We start from the raw sequence: 15361 nt of genomic DNA, 5'->3' as shown, positions 1-15361 counted from the left end.
ACGATCGCCGGCAGCGGCCGATGTAAAGCCGCTTCACGACTAAAGACTGGGCTCGCATTGCAAGCCCGGTCTCCCGCTCGGTACTATGGGGCCAGGAAACGAGTCGGGAGACATCGATGAGATCACCATGGCAACTAATCAAGGGCTTTGCATCACGCCGCAAGTCAGATGAAACCGTTGCATCGGTCGATGAGGCCGTGCCGACATCTGACCCGCAGGTTGATTTGTTCGAGCAACTCAATGCGCAGCAAAGGGAACTGCAAGCGCACCTTCAATCGACCGCTGACGGGAACAACACAGACCGGCAGCCCGCTTCCACCGAGGCAGACGCTCAGCAACCCTTACCGTCGGCACAAACCGATCCCGTGCCTTCGCAAGTGGCAGATAACGTTGCTCCGGAGGGACAGGACCGGCCCGGACCAGTAGCGCCGGCCATAAAGACTATCGATGGGAAAAGCGGGACAGACACCCTTACCACCAGATCAAGCGGGCGACGGGCGACGGCGGTTCAAGCGCGAGAAAACCTCGGCAAGCGGACGGTAGTCAAGACAGCATTAGAACAGCCAATAGCGACGAAGAAGACGGCCGTTGACGAGGCCGCTGAGCTAGACCTTGAGATCAAAAGTCTTCGATTGCAGCTGTCTGCGAAACTGCTTGAGCAGAACACACAGTTGCGTCGTATGGTTGGGCGCTACGGTGACACGTGAGCACGAATCCGGCGGTGATGGTTTTACAAGTTCTGTCCCGGACAGCTTCGGAATTAGCACTGTCGACTGCCACTTTTTGGTGTTAAAAAATTTCGATAATCGTTATGCGTGTATCACATAAGGATAATTATGGAACTAAATCGCCTTCGATTTGCTGGTAATCCGACGGTTCGTCTGTAACTCGGCTTGATTGTCACCTACGAGCAAAAAAGACAGCAACTTCGGTGTGGGGCTGTAAGAGAAGGGCCGCACTGGTGACGCCGGCCCTTCTCCGATTGGCCCTCCTACTTGAAGTCGGCCATGTTTTGCGGCGTAACGAGAGCCGCGCCCGAGTCGATAAGTTTGGGAACGTCCTCGCCCGCAATCGCGCGAACGAGCGCGTCAACGCCTAGTTCAGCCATCTTGGCCGGGAACTGCGCGACGGAGGCATCTTCGATACCGGCGGTCAGCGCCTCCTCTTCGCCACAGCAAAAATCGAACCCGACCAGGACGATCTTGTCAGAGGCGATGCCGGCATTCTTGATGGCGCGCGCAGCACCGGCGGCCGGCGGGCCGCAGGCCGCATAGATCGCTTTGAGGTCCGGATTGGCCGTGAGCAGATCTTCCGCCACTGAGATGCCGAGTTCTTCGGTGCAATTGGTGCCGTTGCGACCGACGACGTTCACGGCAAGACCGTCCAACCCCTCCAGCATACCCTTGACGCGATCATCAAGCGCCGGAACGCCCGGTACTCCCTCCAGGATGCCGAGCGTATCGCCGGCGGAAAGCACCGACTTCAGATAGGCTCCGGCAATCTTGCCGGCATTGTAGTTGTCGGTGGTGGCCAGCGCGGCGGCATTCTCCCAGCCGGGGATGGAGTTATCCATGAGCACCACTTTCACGCCGCCGGCGATGGCCTTGTCGAGTGCTGACGTGACTGTCGGGTCCACGGGGGTGATGGCGATCCCCTTGACACCCTGGGTAACCATCGATTCGATCAGGGCGATCTGCCCTTCGATGTCGGTGGCCGATGCGCCCTGCCCATAGATGATTTCAACACCCGGATGGGCCTCGGCATAGGCCTTGGCTGCATTTTCCATCGTGGCGAAGAACGGCACCGGGAACTTGGTGATGAAGCCCAGTTTCACGTCTGCGGCAATTGCCGGGAAGGCGATGGAGCTCCCCAGCGCCAGCCATCCCAATAGTCGTACGAGTTTCATGATAGTCCTCCCGTTGATGAATGCCTCTTGCATGCGACCGCTCCGCCGCCGGAGGCCCGGCAGGCGAACCTCCTCATTCAGCCCCGACGATCATCGCCACCAGATCCTGCTGGTTGGACCGGTTGGGCTTTTCGATTTCGCCGACCTTGTGCCCCTGCCGCAGCACCACCGCGCGGTCGGCCAGTTCAACGACATGCTCCATATTGTGGGTGATCAGGATCACCGCGTTCCCCTCGTCCCGCAGCTGGGCGATGAGGTTGAGAACCTTGCGGCTTTCACGCAGGCCGAGAGCGGCCGTGGGCTCGTCGAGAATGACAACCTTGCGGGCAAACACAGCCGCACGGGCAACAGCGATGGCCTGCCTCTGCCCGCCCGACATGAGGGCCACCTGGGCGTCGAATCTGGGTAGCTTGACCTTGAGCCGGTCGATGACGGCGGCCGCTTCACTGTTCATTTTACGGCTGGCAAGAAGCCGCAAGCCGCGCGGCAGCCAGCGCGGAAACGATAGTTCCCGTCCACAGTAGAAATTTTCGGCCGGCGTCAGGTTGTCGAAAAGCGCCAGATCCTGATAGACCGTTTCGATCCCGGCACCGCGCGCGGCGGCGGGAGTGCGGATGGCGACTTTTTCGCCTTCGATCAGGATATCGCCTTCATCGAGCCCATGCACCCCGCTGACACATTTGATCAGCGTGGACTTGCCGGCACCATTGTCTCCCAGCAGGGCCAGCACCTCGCCCCGACAGGCTACAAAACCGACGCCCTTGAGAGCATGGACCGCACCGAAGCGCTTGTGCGCGCCGCGCACTTCCAGAACGGGCTTGCTCATCCCAAAGCTCCCGCCTGTTTCACCCGCATACGCGATTCAAGATGATTGCGCAGCACATCCGACTCGACCGCCAGCACGATGATCACGCCGATGGCGATCAACTGAAAATAGAGGTTGACGTTAAGCAGGTTGAGGGCGTTGCGAATGACGCCGATCATAACCGCACCGACCAGCGCATGACCAAGATTTCCACGGCCGCCGAGAAAACTGGCGCCGCCGATGATCACGGCCGCGATCGTATCGAGTTCGAGCAGGTTGCCATAGAGAGGCGAACCCGCCTCGGCGCGCCCGGAGAGAACGATGGCACCGACCCCGCAACAGAGACCGGACATCATGTAGGTGGAGACGAGAACCTGATTGACCGGAATGCCCATGCGACGGGCGGCGTCCGGCTGGCCCCCAACCGCATAGATCCAGCGCCCCCAAACCACATAGCGCGCGATGACAAAAACAAGCGCTGCCACGGCCAGGACGACGAAAAACGAGTTTGGAACCCCGTAGCTGGTGCCTCCGCCGATGGCCGTGATCGTAGCCGGCATTCCGCGCATGGTTGTGTGGCCGATCGACAACTCCAGCGCCAGGCCGCGCGCAATGGAGAGCGTGGCCAGAGTGATGATGAATGGATGAGGCAGACGGCCGTAGACATAGACCAGCCCGTTCACCGCGCCCACTGCGGCCCCCGCAAGCAACATGGTGCCCATGACAATGAATGCGTTGTCTGTGACCCGGAACATCAGCGCTCCAAGCACCGTCGCCAGCGCCAGATTGGCGCCCACCGACAGATCAATGCCGCGGGTCAGGATGACGAGGTGCTGGCCGAGCGCGACAACGGCAATCACCGCGATCTGCGCCAGAATGTTGGAGATGTTTCGGGGCGTGAAGAAATTGGGGACGCTGAGGGTGAGGATCACCAACAGCACGATGAGAATGACAACCGGCCCGGCGCTCAGGAGTTTGAGCGCCACGGACAGCCCGGACGCATGCTCCTGCTCCGCACCTTGCTGCACGGAAGGGCTCCCTCCCAAGAACTTGGCCTCCACCTCGTCCTCCACAACACGGCCTCCGCAGCCCGCTGATTGATATTTGCTAATATCAGCAATATGCTTTTGCAAAGTCAATTCATTTTTTGGTTTAATATTATCGCGGACGATGTATGAAGAAGCTGGGCAAGGGAACCATCGAAGCCAACGGCGTTGAATTTCTCACAGTCGCATGGCAGTTGTCTTTTTATACGGGGAAATGATCGACTTATGTCCAAATCCAAGAGACAAGTGAGTGTGGGGCGCCCCACAATGATGGATGTTGCTGCCGCTGCGGGAGTCTCCCAGGCCACCGTCTCATTGGTCCTCAGCGGAACGAAGGGCGCGCGGCTTGCTGACGCGACCCGGGGCCGGGTGCTGGAAGCGGCACAGGCACTTGGCTACCGGTTTGTTCGCCGGGGAACCAAGGCGCCGCCGGGCGGGCAGTCCACCATCGTTTTCGTCGCCGATGAAACCTCAACCGACCCCTGGATGTCGCTGGCCTTCGAGGGCGCCCGGGACAAGGCGCTCGAATACGGCATCAATATGCTGATGGTGGTGAGCCACGGCGACGCGGACCTTGAGAGCAACATCATCGGTGGGCTGAAGAAACTGCCCATTCTCGGCCTGATCTACGGGACGATTCTGACCCGGCTCGTGCAGATTCCCTCCGCCCTTGCCGATCTGAGCATCGTTCTGGTGAACTGCTACGACGAACATCGCGAGCATCACTGCGTTCTGCCCGGCGACCTCCTGGGTGGTCGCACGGCGACTGAACACCTGCTGCTGTCCGGCCGCCGGCGGATCGGCTTCATCAATGGCCAGCAGGGTGTGGACGCAGCCCGTGACCGCCTCAAAGGCTACAAGCAGGCATTGGCCAGCAACGATATCGCCTTTGATCCGGCTCTCGTGCGCCCTGGCAATTGGGAGCCATCGGCGGGTTATGAAATGACGCTGGAGCTGATGGCATTGGACAATCCACCCGATGCCATCTTCTGCGCCAATGACATGATGGCCGTCGGCTGCTTCGACGCATTGAAACAGCTCGGCGCCAGAATACCGGACGATGTCGCCGTGATCGGCTTCGACGACCGCAACATCGCGCAGTATACGCACCCGCCGCTTTCGACCCTCGTGCTGCCACTCTATGAGATGGGCCGCACGGCTGCCGAATTGCTGATCGACGCGGCCGGCGGCCTGCACACCAATCCAAGCCGAATCAAGGTCGAGTGCGAACTGATCGCACGTCAATCGACAGGCACCCAGCGCTTCGCCGATGTCGAAGCCCCCGTGGCGGCGCAGTGACGGCTTGAGGGCACCCGCCACCATAGCGATGGGACACCGTCCTCAACCCTGCTGGCGGATGCTGCGAAATCGGTCGAAAGCCACAGCAATAACAATGAACGACCCGACGAAAGCGCCCTGCCAGAAGGTGCTAATACCGAGCAATATCAGACTGTTGCGGATCACCTCGATGAGAAGCGCACCCACCACCGCGCCAAACGCCGTGCCCACGCCGCCTGCCAGATTGGCCCCGCCGATAACGGCCGCAGCGATCACCGAAAGTTCCATACCCTGGCCGAGATTGGTTGTGACGCCGCCCAGCCAGCCCACTTCCAGCACCCCGGTGATCCCGGCCGTCAGCGCCGAGAATACATAAACGGAAACCTTCAATTGCCGCACGGGAATTCCGGTAAGCTTGGCCGCGTTCTCGTTGCCACCCATCGCGAAGAGGTGCTGGCCCCAGCGGGTCCATTTGAAGATGAACCCCGTTACTCCAGCCAGAAGAGCCATGACGATCAGCGGGTTCGGCAGGCCCATGGTGGAGCCGCCACCCAGCGCCAGCAGCAGATCGTGATCCGGACCGAACTGGTAGATCATCTTGTTATTGGACAGGACCATTGCGAGCGAGCGCGCCACCGACAGCATGCCCAGCGTCACGACGAAAGGCGGCATGCCCGCATAGGCGATCAGTATGCCGTTCACCGCGCCTAAAAGGATTGCAACGCCCAGCGCCGCCGGAATACCGATCCAGAACGGCATGCCCGCCGACATCAAAACAGCCACGGTCATGGACGACAGCACGACCGTAGATCCCACCGACAGATCTATGCCCCCGGACGCGATCACAGCGGTCATGCCGAGAGCAATAATGGCCACGAATGCGAAGTTGCGCGAGACATTGAACAGGTTCCGCTCGGTGGCGAATGTGTCGGTCAATAGCGACAGCGCCAGGCAGGCCAGCATCGCAGCCATGAAGACCCAGAAGGTCTGCTGGCTGGTGAGCCGCGATAGCAAACCGCGATGTTCTGACTGATCGATAACTTCAGCCAGTGAATGTGCGGTCGGTACGGAATTTCTCTTTCCCTGGTCGCTCATGCGAATTCGATTGCTCCCGTGATAAGGCCGGTAACTTCCTCGGGCGACGAATCCGCCGCCCTCTTGCTGGCCACCAGACGACCGCGACGCAGCACGGCGATCCTGTCGGCGACTTGAAACACGTCCGGCATGCGATGGCTGACCAGCACCACGGCAATGCCGTGATCGCTCAGATAACGTATGAGATTGAGTACCTCCGCGACCTGCCGCACCGAAATTGCGGCGGTGGGCTCGTCCATCAGGACGATCTTCGCGTCGCTGAGAAGGGCGCGGGCGATGGCCACGGCCTGCCGTTGTCCGCCCGACATGCGCTTGACCAGATCGCGCGGCCGGGTTTCGGATTTAAGCCTGGCGAACAGCTCTCCGGCCCTGATCCGCATGCGCGCATAGTCAAGGATCTGGATCGGCCCGATCCGCCTGGTCAGTTCGCGCCCCAGAAAGACGTTTGCGGCAGCCGACAGGTTGTCGCAAATGGCAAGGTCCTGATAGACGACCTCGATTCCGGCACGCTGGGCATCCAGCGGTTTGTGGAACTCGACCCTTGTGTCCGAGATGAAGATCTCGCCTGCGCTCGGCGCAAAATTTCCAGCGATGACCTTCACCAAGGTGGACTTGCCCGCTCCATTATCCCCCATCAGGCCGATGACTTCTCCCGGCTCGATCGAAAGCGACACATCGCTCAATGCGTGGATTGCCCCGAAGTGCTTGCTCACCCCCTCAAGTCTCAGCGCGCTCATGTTCCTCCCTTTCTGTCCGCCCGCCGCTTCGAATCGGCCGCGGTAGCGAAGCATCGCGCCATGGCCGCAACCTGTAGCCGTGCTGCGTCCCTCCCCGGTCCGCAACTTCGACGAAATTCCTGCTTGACGGCCTCGCTAATTGAGTGCTGTTATTAGCACATAATATGATCACCTCTGCAACTAGAATGATCATCAATATTGGCTCGAACTGACTTCGGTTCGCGCCTCGCATGTGTGCCGCAATGGGAGGAACAGGGCGGCAGACGGTTCTGGCGAGCGCTTGGGCAAAGCTATGCCTGCTCGGCCGGATAACCCCAAACGGAGGAGTGCACTGCATTGAGGTACGTAAATCATATCGCGGCCGCTGCCCTTGTTGCCCTAGCGGCCGGCGCAGCAGAGGCGCAGGACAAGAAGACCTTGGCCATCGTCGTCAAGGGACTGGACAACCCGTTCTTCGAGCAGATTAACCTGGGCTGCCAGGACTGGGCGAAGAACAATCCCGATTCGGAATATGAGTGCCTGTACACCGGCCCGGCATCGAGCGCCGACGAAGCCGGCCAGGTGCAGCTTGTCGATGACCTTATCGCCAAAGGCGTGGCCGCGATCGCCATTTCGCCATCCAACGCCGCGGCCATGGCCAACCGCCTTAAGGAAATTGCACCGAAGATGCCGGTTATGACGGTCGATGCGGATCTCTCGGAGGGAGACCGCGCGCTGCGCTCGGCCTATCTGGGAACCGACAATTACCTGATGGGCGTGAAGATGGCTGAACAGGCCACACGGCTGAAGCCGAAGGGCGGTACGGTTTGCCTCCAGTTGGGCAACGTGGCTGCCGACAATATCAATGCTCGCGCAGCCGGATTCCGCGATACCATCGCCGGTACCAAGGGCATCGACCGCCTGACAGGGCAAAGCGGCTGGAGTGAAATCGAAGGTTGCCCGGTCTTTACCAATGACCAGATCGACCTTGCCAATCAGCAGATGGCCGATGTCTTCACATCTAAGCCGGACCTCGACGCCTTCATTTTGATTGGCGGCTGGGCACAATTCGCGCCGCAAGCCTATGCCCAGGTCACCGATCAGGTCATGGACCGCCTGAAAAGCAATGATCTGATCATTGTGGCTGGCGATACCCTTCCACCACAGGTGCAGGCTTTCAATGAAGGACGCAGCCACGCCCAGGTGGGCCAGCGCCCCTTCGAAATGGGGCAACGTTCACCGGACGTTATGATCCAGCTGATCAAGGGTGAGAAAGTCGAAGACACGATCTACACCGGGCTGGATGTCTGCACGCGCGAAGAGCCGGGCTTCTGTGCACCCAAATAAGGTGATTTCGAAGCAATCCCGTCATGGCGTTCCGGCGCCATGACGCTCTCGGCTGCCTGCAAGGGCTACGCCTATACCCTCGATTTGAAAGTGCCTGTGGAGCGTAGGGGAAGCAAATTGAAACTTTTGGTCACTGGACTAACGGGAAAGGTGGGAGGCAATTTCCTGCCGGAATATCTGGCCGCCGAAAAGTTCTCCGGCTGGTCGCTGCGCGCGCTTTGCAACAACCGCATCATTGATCATGCAGCTGTCGAGATCGTGCGCGGTTCCTTGTCGGATTCGGACGCAGTCCATGCTGCTATGGATGACGTGACCCATGTGCTGCACATGGCTGCGGTCAAGGAATCGCCCGATCTGGCGATCGACGTCGGCATCAAGGGCATGTTCAACCTGCTTGAAGCCTTCCGAAGTTCGAAGACGGCAAGGCAGTTTGTCCTGATCGGCGGGGACTGTTCGGTGGGCCACATTTTCCATCGATACGATGCTCCGATTACCGAGAGTTCGCCGCTGCGCGCCTACCCCGGCTGCTACGCGCTCACCAAGGTGATCGAGGAAGTCATGCTCGAGCAATACCGGATTCAGTACGGCATCAACGCCTGCTGCCTGCGGGCGCCCTGGATCATGGAGAAGGACGATCTCAGGTATGTGCTGAGCTTTCGCGATCAGTTCGGCGGACCGGCCTGGCGCGAATTCCTGACGGAGGAGGAAATTGCCCGCCACGCAAACGCCGACGCAGTCCCGTTGCTCCGCGATGCGACGGGCGCTTCGCTCAAACGCAATTTCGTCCACGTCAGCGATCTTGTCAGCGCGATTCTCCTGGCACTCGACAATCCCGCCGCCAGTGGCGAACTTTTCAACGTCGCCATGGATATCCCGGTGGACTATGCCAGCGTCGCGGCCCAGCTGAGCGCCACGCACGGTCTGCCGGTCGTGGAGATTTCGACGCCCTATCACAGCAACTGGCTCGACAACACAAAGGCACGCATGCGGCTCGGCTGGCGTCCGGCCGTCGACCTCAAACTCCTGATCGAGCAAGCCTGGTTCTATGTCCGGGCACCCGATGATCCGCGCCTCGTCTGGTACCCGGGGTAAGGCAAGCAATATCCGACGCCGGCACCGGGCGATCCGCATGCGGCCGTCCGGGCGACGCCCGAAGCAAAGGATATCGACCGCCCTCAGGCAAACGCATTGCTGCAGGGCATTCAGCAACGCTGGAGCATGGCCGTGACCATGCTCTCAAAAAGGGAGGACGAACAATGAAACTGAACTTTGCTGTCTCCATCGCCATAGTGGCTGCCGGTCTGGCCGGCCCTGTTGCCGCGCAGGACAAACCCCAGTTGGCCTTCGTCGTGAATGCCGCTTCAGATTTCTGGAAACTCGCCGAAGCCGGCGTAAACAAAGCCCAGGGTGAGCTGCCGGGCTATGAACTGCAATTCCGCTACCCGGCTCAGGGAACAGCCGCCCTGCAGAACGCCCTGATGGATGACCTTGTCGCCGCAGGCACCGATGCCATCATGATCTCGTCGGCCGACCCGAAGAACTCCATCGATGCTTTCAATCGTATTGCAGGACAGGTGCCGCTGTTCACCACCGACAGCGACGCGCCTGCCAGCAAGCGCATCGCCTACCTCGGCTCTTCCAACACCCTGGCAGGCGTACAAGCTGGCGAAATCGCCGTTGCGGCGATGCCTGACGGTGGAAAGTGCATGGGCTTCGTCGGGTTCCTGGGCGCCGACAACGCCGTTGAGCGGATCGCCGGGTTCCGTAAGGCGGTGGAAGGTTCGGGTATCGAGCTTGTCGACGTGCGCGGCGACGACGTTGATTTCGCCCGTGCGCGGTCAAACGTCGATGATGTGCTTGCCGCGAATCCGGACATCACCTGCATGGTCGGGTTTTATTCCTACAACCCGCCAAAGATTTACGAGGCCCTTCAGGCTGCAGGCAAGCTCGGCGCGATCAAGGTCATCGCCTTTGACGAAGATCCGATCACGCTTGGCGCGGTGCGCGAAGGCAGCTTTGCCGGCACCGTCGTGCAGGATCCCTACCAGTGGGGTTACCAAGGCATGCACCTGATGGCGAAATACCTTGAAGGCGACAAGTCGGGTGTTCCGGCGGATGGCCTCATCATTGTTCCGACCAAAGTCATCGATAAGGCCAATGTCGATGCCTTCGAGAAGGAACTCAAGGAGCGCATTGGCGGGTAAACTCCTCTCGGTCAACGCGGCCGCATCGGGCTCGGGCCATCTGCCCGGCCCGGTGTGCGCTTGTCGCTTTGCAACAATCGCCCAACGTCAACGTATCGCTGTTGCGGCAAGATCAGATGGCCAACACCTATGATGCCCAAAGAGGATCAGAAACGCACCCTGTTGGCGCTTGAGAACATTTCAAAGGCCTATACCGGCGTGGTGGCACTCTCCAATGTGTCCATGGCGGTAATGTCTGGCGAAGTGCTGGCATTGATCGGAGAAAACGGCGCCGGCAAGTCCACGCTGATGAAGATCCTGGGTGGCGTCATCCAGCCCAGTTCAGGCCATATCCTCATTGATGAGGTGCGATACGACCGGTTTTCGGTGACCGAATCCCAGTCCGTCGGGATCGCCTTCGTGCATCAGGAACTCAACGTCTTCGACAATCTCGATGTGGCAGCCAACATGTTCCTAGGTCGCGAAAAGCGCGCCGGCTTCCTCAGGTTGCTGGATGTGAAGGCGATGCGTGCCGCAGCCGAACCGCTTCTGCGCCGCGTCGGGGCCAGCTTCAGGCCTGATACGCCGGTCGCTGATCTGTCGCTCGCCGAACGACAATTGCTTGAAATCGCCAAAGCGCTCTCCATCCAGGCACGTCTCATCATCATGGATGAACCAACGTCGTCACTCACCCTTTCGGAAACGAAAACGCTGATGACCGTCATTGCCGGCCTCAAGGCCAAGGGTATCGCCGTCATCTATATATCGCATCGCCTGAGCGAGATTGCGGAATGCGCCGATCGGGTTTTCGTACTCCGTGATGGCAAGGCAGCCGGCGAACTTGGCAAGGGCGAGATAAACCATGACGCCATGATCCGCATGATGATCGGGCGCGACCTCAATTCCCTCTATGCGCCGCCGGCCCGTGCCCCCGGCGAGCCGATCCTGTCCTTGAAGGCGGTCAGAACCCGCGCCAAGCCACGGGCCTTGGTCGAATTCGATGTCCATGACGGCGAAATCCTGGGCGTGGCCGGGCTGGTCGGTGCTGGACGGACGGAACTGGCCGAGGCCATTTTCGGCATAGACGCGATTCTTGAGGGCGAGATTATGCTGGCGGGCAAGCCGTTTCGGGCAGCCTGTCCGCGTGACGCCATCGATGCCGGTGTCTATCTGGTGCCCGAGGATCGCAAGCGAACCGGCCTCGTCTTGGAAAGCCCTGTCTGCGAGAACATATGCCTCGCCGATCTCGGCTCGATGTCGTCCGGCGGCTTCGTCTCAAGGAGACTCGTCAAGGCGCGCGCCGAAGACCAGCGCGCCAAACTTGGCATCAGAACCACCGATGTCATGCGCAACGCCGCCGAGCTTTCCGGTGGCAATCAGCAAAAGGTGGTTCTCGGCAAATGGTTGTCAATGCGGCCCGCATTGATCATCTTCGACGAACCCACCCGCGGCATCGACGTCGCCTCCAAGGTCGAGATTTACCGGCTGATGCGCGCTCTGGCGGATGCAGGCGTCGGGGTGATGATGATCTCCAGTGACATGGAAGAAGTCATCGGCGTGTCGGACCGCATCGTCGTGCTGCGGGAAGGCGAAATCGCCGGATCGCTGTCACGGCCCGAGTTCTCCGAGCACAACGTGCTCAAACTGGCCGTCGGCGCAAACTAGGAAAGAGACCAATGCACAAGAAAGACCTCGGCCTGGCTGTCCTGATCATCCTTGTGGGAGCGGTGGTCTATCTGCAAAATCCGCTCTTCCTCTCGCCGATCAATCTGGGCAACACCGCCAACCTGATCGGTCTGTTCGGTCTCTTCGCCATCGGCCAGGGTTTTGTCATCATGACCGGAGGTATCGACCTGTCGGTCGGTTCGATGATTGCGCTGCTCGGGGTTCTTTTCGTCGATATGGTGGGCAAGTTCGGCGTACCGTGGCCGGTGGCAATTCTTGTCATTCTGGTCATCGGAACGCTGCTTGGATTAGCGCATGGACTGCTGATCACCAGGCTGCGGATGCAGCCCTTCGTGGTGACGCTGTGCGGCCTGCTGATCTATCGCGGCGTCGCGCGCGGCTATACGGGTGAAGCCACGGCCGGCTTTCCCTTCGGCGCAAACTATCCGACGCTCGAATGGCTGACGATCGGCCGTTCCTTCGGCGTGCCCCACGCCTTCTTTGCCATGATCATCATCGGCGTCATCTGCTGGTTCGTGCTGCATCGCTCCGTCTTTGGCCGGCATTTGCAGGCGGTCGGCAAGAATGAGGATGCGGCACGCTATTCAGGCATCCGCACCGGTTTCGTCATCACCGCCGCCTATGTGATCTGCGCCGCGCTGACCGCTGTTGCCGCGGTCTATTTCGCCATGTTCACCCGATCGGTGCAGCCGTCGTCGCATGGCAATTTCTACGAGCTCTACGCCATCGCGGCAGCCGTCCTCGGCGGCTTCTCGCTGCGGGGTGGAGAAGGCTCGATCATCGGCGTGGTGCTGGGCGCGGTCCTGCTTCAGGAGTTGCAGAACCTGGTCAATCTGCTCGGCATCCCGTCCTCGCTCAATTTCGCGGTGATGGGAGCGGTGATCCTGGCCGGGGTTCTCGCCGACCAGCAGTTCAACCTCTACCGGGCGAGGAGACGGGCCACGGCTGCGCTGGGCGTCCCCAACAAGTCAGGCTCAGCACGACATCAGACACCAGCTACAACCAACGACCTCACTCCATAGTGTCGCGTTTTGCCTAATTCTTGATAGCTGCCGGAAACCACTGCAATCCCCGATGCACTGTATCTCCAGTGCCTCCACAACCACTCGTAACCATCCCGGGGAAATCGCCAGATGTCTGAAGGTGCGGCGCGCTTGAAGCGTTTGAGTTTTCCGACAGCCTGCTCAATGCGGGCGCGACCTATCAGATTATTGCGACATATCAAGATATTACGAAATCTGGGGCATACGCATATTTATGGAACTTTACCATCTTGATCTTCATGCACACATCTGAATCAGGCTCTAGCCCCGAAACGTAGCTTTACTTCTCCTTGAAACAGACGGCGAAGATCCCGATACGATCGAAACCCCAGCGGGCGCGTCAACCGAAGTGCCGTAGATTGTGAAACCCCACCACGGACTTTGGCGGCTGCCCCTCATGTGTGAACGTCATGGTATGCCCCCCGCAAAGAGCCAACCCCAAACCATTAAATGCTTGCCAAACTGACAGTCTGACCAGACTTGGCCGAGCGCGTCGCAGCCTCGGCGACGGCGAGCGCGTTGACGCCATCGTCAAGCGTGACGGGCAATGCCGACCCCGAATTGACGGCGTCGACAAACGCTGCCCATTCCGCGGAATAGGCCCGCATGTAGCGCTCCAGGAAAAAGAACTCGGGCTGAGGCTTGCGGGACACGAGCGTTTGCGCCAGGGTACAGTTCTCCAGCACCGTCAGATGCGGAAACAGGTTGAATTGCTGGAAGACCATGCCGACCGACTGGCGTACGCGTCGGAACGCATGGGTTGATATCAAGGCTGTAGTTGTAAATGGAAAACAGGTTGCAGCATCGGTGATCGATGCCGTGAAAACCGCGTCGCAAACACTCAAGGACGAAATCGGCGTCAAGACCGATCTGGTTGGCGTATCGGTCGCCCATCGTCTCGGACGCTGGACACCTCGGCGAAGCTGGTTTCCAGCATGATAATTTCGGTTTCCTGCATCGCCGATCTCCTGCGCTTTGTCTGATGATGCGCGACAATCGCAGGCCGATGTTTCAGTTAGAGTTCGCGGCGCAGGCCCGAATGTTTCAATTGTTTCAGTGCCGGCATCTTTTCAGTGTTCCGACCCGCGTTTACAGATTCGGAGCGCTTGTCGTCAGGGAGGCGAGGAGGCGGCTAATATCCTCTGGGATGAACGGCTTTTCGATCACCGGACATCCAGCACGGGCAAGAAATCGTCCGGCGGCCGGTCCCAGGGTATCGCCGGTCACGAAGCCGATGTGGGTTGAAAGTGCCGGATGGGCTGTCTGCAGCCACTCGTATCAAGGTAATAGGCTGCCATCGAGCGCTCCACCCCGCCGAACGAATAGGCGAGGTGGCTCAGTTCGTGCTCCGCAGTGTGTTTGCATCTCACATTAATGAGCCCTGGTGCCCTTGGTGGGGGTCTGTGACCCAAATGGAATATTGCGTGACGGCTTCTCGGCCAACTCCATAATGAAGTCCTCTGCTGTATCGGCCAATGCCATTGCCACGGCGGCGGGATGCCAACCTTTTTTACAAAGTTCAATCAGCATCGAGTGGAAGGCTCTTTCGACGTCTCCTCTGCAGCGCGAACTGCTCAGGTCGAATTCAATTTCATTGGTATCGATAAAAACTTTTGCCATAAGAATTCCCCCCTTTTTATAGGGGGAAGGATGGCACATATTTAGAGTTGTGCAATCCGTTTATTAAAGAATGGTTAAATTGGATGACCGAACATTTGGCGCCTCCTCAGCCCTTTTTGGCGAGCTTCATATACCACTGGACCGGGTTTTGGTCATGCCGGACTTCTCCCGCACCCACAGCCCGAAATGGCCGTGAGGAAGCTTGGCATTGACCTGCAGCAATCGCCTGCCCAACTCCAACATTTCTTCCGGTGATTACATCGGGTCATATTTCGAGCTTGGCTACTTTTGAAAGCAGCGTCAGCAGTTCACGCCGCCTTCCGCCTGGCGAAGGATGGCAAGGATTTGGGGTTCGCTAAATCTGCTCGTCTTCATCAAAATCTCCTCGATCATAAAGCCCGAGAAAATTCTACTTTTGAAGCCCGTTAAAAACGAGGGGATTACCCTCTGATGTCCGCTTTTCGTGGCGGGTGTCTAGCACGGACCGTCGGCCCCGTACTCGTCAGCAGGCGAGAGCGGAAATTATTCCCGCTTTGCGCCTTCATGCACGAACCCGCTTCGCGGGAGGGAGTGCGCGGCGAGTTTCGCATGATTATCTGAGGTTCTAGGCAGGCTGTTGGTGTTGCCTGACCATGA

The 15361-nt window shown here is 59.4% G+C and carries 13 protein-coding genes and 1 pseudogene; 7 read left to right on the top strand and 7 right to left on the bottom strand.

Features of this window, described 5'->3' with window-relative positions:
- Positions 1–116: 116 nt before the first annotated feature.
- Positions 117–707 (top strand): hypothetical protein, encoded by a 591-nt coding sequence (locus J2Z75_RS24900; protein WP_209855905.1) that lies wholly within the window; start codon positions 117–119, stop codon positions 705–707.
- A 284-nt stretch (positions 708–991) separates the two neighbouring features.
- On the opposite strand, the gene J2Z75_RS24895 is transcribed toward J2Z75_RS24900, so the two are convergent.
- The 3 genes from J2Z75_RS24895 to J2Z75_RS24885 form a co-directional block, all read right to left on the bottom strand.
- Positions 992–1906, bottom strand: coding sequence for a sugar ABC transporter substrate-binding protein (locus J2Z75_RS24895; RefSeq protein ID WP_209855903.1), 915 nt, complete (start codon positions 1904–1906; stop codon positions 992–994).
- Between the two features lie 73 nt (positions 1907–1979).
- Complete coding sequence (locus tag J2Z75_RS24890) at positions 1980–2732, bottom strand: ATP-binding cassette domain-containing protein (RefSeq protein WP_209855900.1); 753 nt, start codon at positions 2730–2732, stop codon at positions 1980–1982.
- Positions 2729–3697, bottom strand: coding sequence for an ABC transporter permease (locus J2Z75_RS24885; protein ID WP_407692820.1), 969 nt, complete (start codon positions 3695–3697; stop codon positions 2729–2731). The genes J2Z75_RS24890 and J2Z75_RS24885 overlap by 4 nt, the downstream gene beginning before the upstream one ends.
- Before the next feature lie 327 nt (positions 3698–4024).
- Between J2Z75_RS24885 and J2Z75_RS24880 the strand changes: the two genes are divergently transcribed.
- Positions 4025–5056 carry a LacI family DNA-binding transcriptional regulator gene (locus J2Z75_RS24880; RefSeq protein WP_209855897.1) on the top strand — a complete coding sequence of 344 codons (1032 nt, stop codon included), beginning with the start codon at positions 4025–4027 and terminating at the stop codon, positions 5054–5056.
- Between the two features lie 42 nt (positions 5057–5098).
- Here J2Z75_RS24880 and J2Z75_RS24875 read toward each other — a convergent pair whose 3' ends face one another.
- Both J2Z75_RS24875 and J2Z75_RS24870 read right to left on the bottom strand, forming a co-directional pair.
- Entirely contained in the window at positions 5099–6130 is a 1032-nt protein-coding gene (locus tag J2Z75_RS24875; protein ID WP_209855894.1) for an ABC transporter permease, read from the bottom strand.
- The gene (locus tag J2Z75_RS24870) at positions 6127–6867 is read right to left on the bottom strand and encodes an ATP-binding cassette domain-containing protein (protein WP_209855893.1); all 741 of its coding nucleotides are present in this window, start codon (positions 6865–6867) and stop codon (positions 6127–6129) included. Before J2Z75_RS24870 ends, J2Z75_RS24875 begins: the two co-directional genes overlap by 4 nt.
- A gap of 336 nt (positions 6868–7203) precedes the next feature.
- On the opposite strand from J2Z75_RS24870, the gene J2Z75_RS24865 reads away from it, so the two are divergent.
- The 5 genes from J2Z75_RS24865 (at position 7204) to J2Z75_RS24845 (ending at position 13084) form a co-directional block, all read left to right on the top strand.
- The gene (locus tag J2Z75_RS24865) at positions 7204–8193 is read left to right on the top strand and encodes a sugar-binding protein (RefSeq protein ID WP_234937553.1); all 990 of its coding nucleotides are present in this window, start codon (positions 7204–7206) and stop codon (positions 8191–8193) included.
- A gap of 117 nt (positions 8194–8310) precedes the next feature.
- Entirely contained in the window at positions 8311–9285 is a 975-nt protein-coding gene (locus J2Z75_RS24860; RefSeq protein WP_209855891.1) for an NAD-dependent epimerase/dehydratase family protein, read from the top strand.
- 164 nt (positions 9286–9449) lie between these two features.
- Positions 9450–10397 (top strand): sugar-binding protein, encoded by a 948-nt coding sequence (locus J2Z75_RS24855; protein WP_209855889.1) that lies wholly within the window; start codon positions 9450–9452, stop codon positions 10395–10397.
- A gap of 129 nt (positions 10398–10526) precedes the next feature.
- Positions 10527–12041 (top strand): sugar ABC transporter ATP-binding protein, encoded by a 1515-nt coding sequence (locus tag J2Z75_RS24850; RefSeq protein WP_209855887.1) that lies wholly within the window; start codon positions 10527–10529, stop codon positions 12039–12041.
- A gap of 11 nt (positions 12042–12052) precedes the next feature.
- Positions 12053–13084 (top strand): ABC transporter permease, encoded by a 1032-nt coding sequence (locus tag J2Z75_RS24845; RefSeq protein WP_209855885.1) that lies wholly within the window; start codon positions 12053–12055, stop codon positions 13082–13084.
- Positions 13085–13551: 467 nt separating this feature from the next.
- Here J2Z75_RS24845 and J2Z75_RS29370 read toward each other — a convergent pair.
- Both J2Z75_RS29370 and J2Z75_RS24835 read right to left on the bottom strand, forming a co-directional pair.
- Positions 13552–13848: pseudogene (locus J2Z75_RS29370) on the bottom strand (Gfo/Idh/MocA family oxidoreductase); the annotation flags it as partial.
- A gap of 628 nt (positions 13849–14476) precedes the next feature.
- Entirely contained in the window at positions 14477–14725 is a 249-nt protein-coding gene (locus tag J2Z75_RS24835; RefSeq protein ID WP_209855884.1) for a hypothetical protein, read from the bottom strand.
- Between the last annotated feature and the right edge of the window lie 636 nt (positions 14726–15361).

It is taken from the genome of Rhizobium herbae (genome assembly GCF_017873135.1).
Taxonomy (GTDB): domain Bacteria; phylum Pseudomonadota; class Alphaproteobacteria; order Rhizobiales; family Rhizobiaceae; genus Pararhizobium; species Pararhizobium herbae.
The sequence above is the reverse complement of the archived record's forward strand: the minus strand, read 5'-3'. Positions and strand labels throughout refer to the sequence as shown.